The following is an 8,059-nucleotide window of genomic DNA, read 5'->3' as shown; positions in this document are numbered from 1 at the left end:
CGTTTCATGGAGAAAAAAGGCATGGATTCAGACAAAATGTACGGGCGCCATGCTAATTTAGAGTAGCATGAAAGAAAGCTTTTATTGTACCAACATCCTTTTGATTAATGTGTAAAAGTTGATTAAATAGTCGGACACACATTGTATAAGGTAATATCAGTCACTTATTTTGAAAGCATTCTTTTTATCATCAAGACAAAACTTATCAATATCTTAGATCAAGGAGAAATGGTATGTCGGAGGTTATTCGGAAGTCTGTTGCGTTACTTACGACCATTGTGCCAACTGAGGATAAAGAGGAGTGGAGTGCGACTGAAGTAAGCCGTCATCTTAATATCCCTATTCAAACGGTGCATAGATTGCTTTCAAGTCTTGCTGAATACGGTTTTGTATTTAAAAATAATGAAACCAAAAAGTTTCGCTTAGGTTTTACTTTGATGCAATTAGGTCTCTCGATACGGGATAATTTATCAGTGCGAAATAGTGCATTGCCAACTATGGAAAAGCTGGTGAAGAAAACCGGAGAATCCGTGTACTTAACTGTTCCTGAAGGTGCTGAAGGAGTGCTTGTTGACTGCATTAACAAGGATTTGCTTTCAAAAGAGACTGATGTGATTGGGATGAGAACCCCTTTGTGTGTGGGTGCATCTAATAAAGCTATTTTGTCTCATTTAAGTAGAGATACAAAACAGCATATTATACAAACACTTATCGAGCAGGGCGAAATAAGTGATGTGAATAAATTGGAAAACGAATTAAAACTTATTGCGAAGTGGAAGATTGCCAGCTCTCTTGGGGAAATGATTAAAGGGACTGGCAGTATAGCCGCCCCTATTTTTTCATGGGAAGGTAAAGTAGTTGCTTCCATCAGCATTGTTTTTTCGGAAACAAATGTCACAGATCAACAAGCTAAATACATGATGAGTGAAGTAAAGAAAGCTGCAGGGGTCATATCTGAAGAATTAGGGTGGTTAAAATCCAGTTGATTTTTAATCACTACACTATATAGATCGTTTAAATGAATAGGTTTACTTATTTACCTTGATAAGAAATAGCATGTTTTCAAACTTAGAACGACATATGATGTTGTTGAATATAAAGTTGTCACAAAAGGTAAATTTGTTATCCGTGACAAGGAAGGCAACAGATATGAAGCAGAAGCAGGAGATGTGATCCTTTTCTCACCTGATATCCCAGTTGTTTTTGATGGTGAAAGTGACGGAGAAGCAATCTACTCAAAACATGCTGCGGCTCTTCCAGCATTTATGAAATAAAATAGAAAGAGCTAATTTAGGCAGTTTGTGTCCGTTATTCATATGGGCTCAGGCTGCCTAATTTTTTTGAAACCACTCATAATTATAGAATAGAAACGAATGTAGAGTTTTATAGACTTTCCGAACGAGAAAACCTATTTCCTTTAGGGATGAAAGTGAGGTCAGATAAAGAGGGCCATATAAGTTGATATAGCTGCGGTGCCTCATGTATCTGATTCTTTTTCGTCTAGGAAATATTTGTTTATAATAATTTGATGTAAGGATGATACAATCTAGTTACAGAAGAGAAAGAATATTCCCATTTTATTGTGGTGAAAGCACATCCTTATTTTGCACACCGTTAAAAAAAGAAATAGACTACAGGTGTCCGATGGCGCAAGACTCCTCCTGCTTTCTGTGGTAGTGTCAATGTACATAATAAGCTAATAATAGGCTTTAACCACAGTTCAAAACGCTCCCATGTGAAGAGCACATTTTCTCTCCATACGTTTTGTCGAATGAGAGCGCTATCATAAAGTCAAAGAATGAAGGAGAGGGGGATTATTTCAATGAAAAGGATCCTTAATTTGATTTTTGTAACGACTCTTATTTCCTCGTTCGTCTTGATAGGTTGCAACAATTCAAGTGGCTCTGTAGTACCTACTAGAGCAATAGGAACAATTAAGTTTGCCGATGCGGGCTGGGATAGTCTTAGCGTACACAACGAGATCGCAAGAATTATTATTGAAAACGGCTATGGTTATAAAACAGAATTAATGCCAGGATCTGAAACAGCTTCACTTTACGCGATAAGTACAGGAAGTATGGATGTTTTTATGGAGGTATGGGCGGGAAGCTACCCGATAGAATATAAATCGGCCATTGAAAATGGTGATATTATAGAAGCATCTGTCAACTCAGAAAGTACGCGCCAAGGCCTTTATGTTCCAACCTATGTTATTGAAGGGGATCCAGAGCGAGGTATTGCACCGATTGCTCCTAATTTGAAATCGATTCATGATTTACCTGATTATTGGGAAATTTTTAAAGATCCTGATGATCCAAATAAAGGACGTATTTACGGAGCGAATCCAGCATGGAATGCTAATAAAATTTTTCGTGAAAAAATGAAAAACTACGGGTTATATAAAACGTTCAATTATTCTGAATCAGTTACTCATACAGCATTAAATAAATCATTTATTAATGCATATGAGAAGGGGGATCCATGGGTAGGCTACATATGGACACCGACATGGACTGCCGGATTGTATGATATTACCGAACTGAAAGATGCGCCATACAATGAAAAAGATTGGTTAAATGGGTACCGTACAGAGTTCCCTTCACAAAGCTTAACGATTGCCGTTCACAGTAAGCTACGAGAACAAGTACCAGAAGTTTTTGAGTTTCTAAGTAACTACTCTACAAGTAGTGCCATTACGACTGACTTTTTAGCATACATGAAGAAACATGATACAACGAAACATGAGGCGGCTCTATGGTTTTTAAAAGAATATGAAGAGGTATGGACAACTTGGGTGCCTAATAATGTAAGTGAAAAAGTGAAAGCAAAACTTCAATGAAATATTATTAGAGGACTACAGGAAAATCCTTTTTATCGTTTAGCAGGTTATAAATGTAATGCTTAACATGGAAGGAGACAAACAAAATGAAACAACAATTATCTGTGTTAGATTCCCGCCAAAAAGAGCTGTTAAGAACACTGTTAATAGCTAACAAACCTGTTTCTTATAAAGAGTTATCTGAAATGTTTAAACTGAGCACCAGAACGATTCAAAGAGAAATGAAAGCGCTTAGATCCATCTTAGATATCTATGAATTAAAAATAGGAAAACAAATTGGAGATGGTTTTAAATTAAAAGGATCAGAGGAAGGAAAGAGACAGTTAAAAGAACACATAGAGCAGGCAAAAACGTTTTCCACATACTCTGCAGAAGAACGGCAGGATGGTATTACTTATGATTTATTACTTTCTAAAGAGCCCATTAAGCAATTTGTGTTTAGTAAAAAATATGGGATTACGGAAGGGACCGTGAGTTCAGATTTGGACAAGGTGAGTATGTGGCTTGAAAAGGGAGGAATTACACTCATTCGAACGCCAGGAATTGGCGTATACATCGATGGGCAGGAAAAGCAGCGGAGGACGATGTTATCCAGATTGCTCCACAAGGATATAATGTTTGAGGAATGGCTCGAACTTTTTCACAAAAAGACGGAAATGGAGGGTGGGGAAGTGCAAGATCAGTTAGGCATGATGATTCGAAATCGGTTACTAAAGTTTGTCCAAATTCATAACATCCTGGATGTTGAGCGTGTTGTACATCAAGTCTTAAAAGAGCAAGCAGATATCGAATTAACGGACCGGAACTATGTAAATCTAATTGTTCATCTAATGCTTGCAGTCGAGAGAATAAAAGGTGGAGAGATTATTCAAACATCCAATGTATCTAACTTCTCTCAAGACTATGAATTTGATCATTTAATCTATTCACTTGCGGAAAAAATTGTTGAACGACTTGAAATGGTACTTTCCATTTCAATACCTAAAATTGAAGTGAATTATATTGCTTTACATCTATCAGGAGCTCGTGTTTCTAACAGAATGGCAATGGACAACTATGAAAGAGAAGAATTTATTTGGATTGAATTGACACAAAGCTTTATTCGTGCGGTGGAACACTATTTAGATGAATCGTTTGAAGGTGATATACTCCTTTTTGAAGGGTTAGTTTCCCACTTTGCTCCTGCTTTTACCCGTTTAAAATATGGACTTCAAATACACAATCCAATGCTCGAAAAAATTAAAGAAAGGTATCCCGAAACTTTTTTTGCCTGTAAGAAAGCATGTGAGCTTTTAGAAAATAGAACAGGCAGCTCTATTCCAAACGATGAAGTCGGTTATTTAGCGATGCACATTGGAGCCGCACTTATTCGGAAGAAAGATACGTTAAAAAGCGAATATACAGCGATTGTTGTATGTTCTAGTGGACTTGGAACATCAACATATCTCGCTTCAAGACTCCGTACAGAAATGCCAAATCTGAAAGTAGAAGCTGTTGTCTCGATGAATGAGCTTGAAGGAGGTTTACAAGAAAAGCTGGCAGCAGATATTTTGATTTCGACAATCAATCTTCCGTTTGTGAAAAATAAAAATATCGTTATTGTAAGTCCTTTTCTCAAACAAGAGGATCTGTCAAGAATTCAAAATACCCTTTTCAAAGTGAAGAAATCACAGCCAATTCAAAAGAAAGTACAAAATATGAATGGAAAATCATCTTCTGTCATTTCCCTTGCAAAATATGGGGAAGGGATGATCCAAATTTTGTGCAATCTTAAAGTCTGCAATGATGTTTATCTACGACCTCCTGTAACTATTCCTAGCATTCTAAATCAGATCAAAGATGCCCAGGAAATAAGTGATTTGGGGAAACTTTCTAAAGATCTTGAAAAACGTGAGCAGCAAGGAGGGTTTGTAATAGGTGATTTAGCGATGGTTCATGCTAAGTCAGAGGGAGTAAATAACTTACTTGTTGTTGTTTTTCGGATGAAAGAACTTGTTTTGTGGCCTTTTGCTGACGATGAAGAACAACAGTCCATTAATACGGTACTTTTATTGGCGACACCTAAAGAGGCTCCAAAAGAGCATATAGAAATGATAAGTGAAATTAGTTCCATGTTAATAGAAGAATCGTTTGTTAGCGTTTTAAAAGAATCTACGGCAGATGTCGTGAAAAGTACATTGGAGACTGTATTATCCAAGGCATATGAAAAGAAAGCAACGCATTCTTTAAAGGAGATTCAAGGTAAATGAAGAAACTAGGCCAATTGTTAAGTGCCATCGTTTACCAGAATATTGCTGTTATTATAGTTGCAGGAATTATTCAAGGAATCTTTGGGGTTTATGGATGGTGGTATAATGATAGAATTTTACTCTTATTAAATCCTATTAATAACATTCTTTTACCCATTTTATTGGGCTATACAGGTGGTCGGTTAATAGGGGGACAACGGGGAGCTGTTGTAGCTTCCATTGTGACATACGGATTAATACTATCAAGTTCTGTCCCTGCCATCCTAGGTGCCATGATTATTGGGCCATTGACAGGTTGGGGGGTAAAAAAGCTTGATCAGATTGTAAAAAAGAAATTACCTGGTGCTGGCTATGAATTACTCATTGGCAATATCTTAGCTGCGATGATGGCTACTGTCCTTACAGTTGTATGTTTTTTTTATGTTGGACAAACATTTTCTATCGTTGTGGAATGGTTAACAAAGCTATTGGAAACTATTATTTACTCTGGCTGGCTTCCATTAACCGCAATAATTATTGAACCAGCAAAGGTCTTATTTTTTAATAATATTATCAATTTTGGTGTACTAGGATCACTTGGAATTCAACAATCAGAAGAGCTTGGAAAATCCATATTTTTCTTACTGGGAGCAAATCCAGGCCCTGGGCTAGGTGTTTTGCTTGCTTGTTGGTTAAAAATGAAAGCTGAACAAAGAAAGGGAGCAAAACTAGCCGTTTTTATCCATTTTTTTGGAGGGATACAGGAAGTTTATTTCCCTTACGTTTTAATGAACCCGCTCCTTATTATCCCGCTTATTTTAGGTGGCATGACTGGGGTGTTTACATTCCAACTGTTTGATGTCGGTCTTGTAGCCATTCCATCACCAGGCAGTATCTTCTTGTTTGTCGGTCTGGCACCAAAAGAGGACGTGCTATTCATCATTTTGAGTATATTGCTTTCCACTATTACCACCTTTTTCTGTAGTATGCTTCTTTTAAAACGGGTACCAGAATCTTTTCCCTTACAAGAAAATAGTGAAGATATAAAATTTCAACGTGTAGAGAAGGATGAAAAGCAAATCAAAAAAGAGGCGATGGATAAAGAAAGAGGAAAGATAGAAAATGTTTCAACATTTTCCAATATAGATAAGATTGAAAACATCTTTTTTATTTGTGAAGCCGGAATGGGTTCAAGTGCAATGGGAGCTGCAATGTTAAAAAAGAAACTTGAACGAGCAAATCTGACGATAGAAGTTGGAAACGCATCTATTAGTGAAATACCTGAGTATGCAGACCTTATTATATGCCATCAAAAATTCTTTTCTGTTGTTCAACAAACAGTACCACATAAAGTCTGCTATCCGCTGAGATCTTTCACGGATATGAAAGGTTATGATGAACTAGTAGAGAATATAAATCGCTTTTTATGATATCCAATGTCCAAAATGAAGTTAAGTCCAGACATAAGTTATTCGGTATAGCATCATGCAAGCTAGGGAGTCATACAGGTGCTGTTTACTTTAGTCTTTTATCATCGTATTAGAACTGGTATTAGCATTAGTTTTGTCGCATTCGATACGCGACAAAAGTTAGGGAACTAGAACGAGTAAATATCATTTAAGAATGCTAGAATTACATTAGAAAGAAAATTAAAAATAATAAAATTAATTGGAGTGAAAAAAATGAGCAGAGCAGCAACGAAAGATAACTATACGTACTTAAGTCAAAAACCAGGTTTGCAATTAATTAAAGTTGGAAGCTATGACCTGAAAGAATTGAATACAATATTAGGTATTCCAGAAGTAAAAAGCCAAATCCTTGATGTTCCGATTACGGCAAACGACAATGCAGCAACATTAGGATTATATGCAATGCAAGAAGCTGACAAAGGTTTTGATTTTAAATATGATTTCTTAGAAATTAAAACAGTTGTTACTGGGAAATTTGTTTTAAGCGATGACCAAGGAAATAGTTTTACAGCAGAAGCAGGCGATGTTGTGATCATCAACCCTGGTACAACGGTTACGTTCCATGGTGAGAGCGATGGTACAGCGGTTTATGTAGCACATAGATTGCCAGAACCTGCATTTGCATAATTGATCGTTTAACTAGATTTTAAAGTCAAATCTCATGAATATTCCCGTTTGCACAAATGAAAGCGCTGTGTAAACGGGTTACTTCTCTCCTTAAAAGTCCGAAAACTTTGAATAGGTTTATAATTCAATGCGATTAAATGTTGTTTTATAAGAGAGATCATTCATTTAGTCATCAAACCTCAAAAAGAAAACGCTTCCTATATATGGTGAAATAAATATAAGCCAAACTTAATCTGGCAAATAATGAATATGTAATCTCAAGTGAAATACATGAATCCATATTTTTCTTCCCAATCTAAAATAGAAATATTTCATTTATTCGTTCTTATATAGTATAGAAAAAAGGGGTTGTTAAACAATGCATACAGTCAATACCATGAGCTATCAAGATTTTGATTTTGAAGTGAATGGTCAAAAAGCGTTATTAGAAGATATTTTCCCAGGTTTCAACGAATACGACCGCATTGGGGTCGTCGTTAGAGAATCAGGTGGCGGGATAGGCGCAAGTGCTTTACTAATGTCAGCGCTTACACGTTTTTATGATTTTTTCCGCCCGAATCTTGGTATCGAGCCCGATCAGCAGTTTATTTATCCGGAATTCTTTATCTTCCATGTCGGAAAAAAACATATGTCTCATTATTGGATGGACATTTGGCCTCCGCACAAAGAAGTATTGATAGCAGAGGACGATCCTGAACAAATTTTGGAAGCGATTAATGACCGTGGTATTACCAGGCTGCTCGTTGAAGACATCGCTCCTGCACATCCAATTTATTTAAGAGAAACACTAAATAGTGCAAAACATCGTATTGTCAGCGCATTGGTTTATTCTCCGACTGGGCGTGTTGAGAACAGTGATGTGAAGATTACGAGTTGTGAAGCAGCTGAAAAAAATG

At 36.6% G+C, this 8,059-nt stretch carries 6 protein-coding genes; all 6 read left to right on the top strand.

What is annotated here, in order from left to right; all coding sequences use genetic code 11:
* Positions 1–233 precede the first annotated feature (233 nt).
* Positions 234–986, top strand: a complete 753-nt coding sequence (locus BLL40_RS14955; protein ID WP_073712669.1) for an IclR family transcriptional regulator — start codon at positions 234–236, stop codon at positions 984–986.
* Positions 987–1,822: 836 nt separating this feature from the next.
* Positions 1,823–2,839 (top strand): glycine betaine ABC transporter substrate-binding protein, encoded by a 1,017-nt coding sequence (locus tag BLL40_RS14945; RefSeq protein ID WP_073712668.1) that lies wholly within the window; start codon positions 1,823–1,825, stop codon positions 2,837–2,839.
* Positions 2,840–2,925: 86 nt separating this feature from the next.
* Positions 2,926–5,088: a BglG family transcription antiterminator gene (locus tag BLL40_RS14940; RefSeq protein ID WP_073712667.1), complete on the top strand. Its 2,163-nt coding sequence runs from the start codon at positions 2,926–2,928 to the stop codon at positions 5,086–5,088.
* Positions 5,085–6,497: a PTS transporter subunit EIIC gene (locus tag BLL40_RS14935; RefSeq protein ID WP_073712666.1), complete on the top strand. Its 1,413-nt coding sequence runs from the start codon at positions 5,085–5,087 to the stop codon at positions 6,495–6,497. The genes BLL40_RS14940 and BLL40_RS14935 overlap by 4 nt, the downstream gene beginning before the upstream one ends.
* Before the next feature lie 237 nt (positions 6,498–6,734).
* Positions 6,735–7,163: a cupin domain-containing protein gene (locus tag BLL40_RS14930; protein WP_281247274.1), complete on the top strand. Its 429-nt coding sequence runs from the start codon at positions 6,735–6,737 to the stop codon at positions 7,161–7,163.
* A 358-nt stretch (positions 7,164–7,521) separates the two neighbouring features.
* On the top strand, positions 7,522–8,059 hold a 538-nt coding region (locus tag BLL40_RS14925), incomplete at its 3' end, for a hypothetical protein (protein ID WP_073712664.1).

The sequence above is a fragment of the Domibacillus mangrovi genome (genome assembly GCF_001906925.1).
Lineage (GTDB): Bacteria > Bacillota > Bacilli > Bacillales > Domibacillaceae > Domibacillus > Domibacillus mangrovi.
The sequence above is the reverse complement of the archived record's forward strand: the minus strand, read 5'-3'. Positions and strand labels throughout refer to the sequence as shown.

Bases quoted from the DNA above. Each gene is read 5' to 3' on its own strand.
- BLL40_RS14955 (WP_073712669.1), top strand. From the start codon at position 234: ATGTCGGAGGTTATTCGGAAGTCTGTTGCGTTACTTACGACCATTGTG.
- BLL40_RS14945 (WP_073712668.1), top strand. From the start codon at position 1,823: ATGAAAAGGATCCTTAATTTGATTTTTGTAACGACTCTTATTTCCTCG.
- BLL40_RS14940 (WP_073712667.1), top strand. From the start codon at position 2,926: ATGAAACAACAATTATCTGTGTTAGATTCCCGCCAAAAAGAGCTGTTA.
- BLL40_RS14935 (WP_073712666.1), top strand. From the start codon at position 5,085: ATGAAGAAACTAGGCCAATTGTTAAGTGCCATCGTTTACCAGAATATT.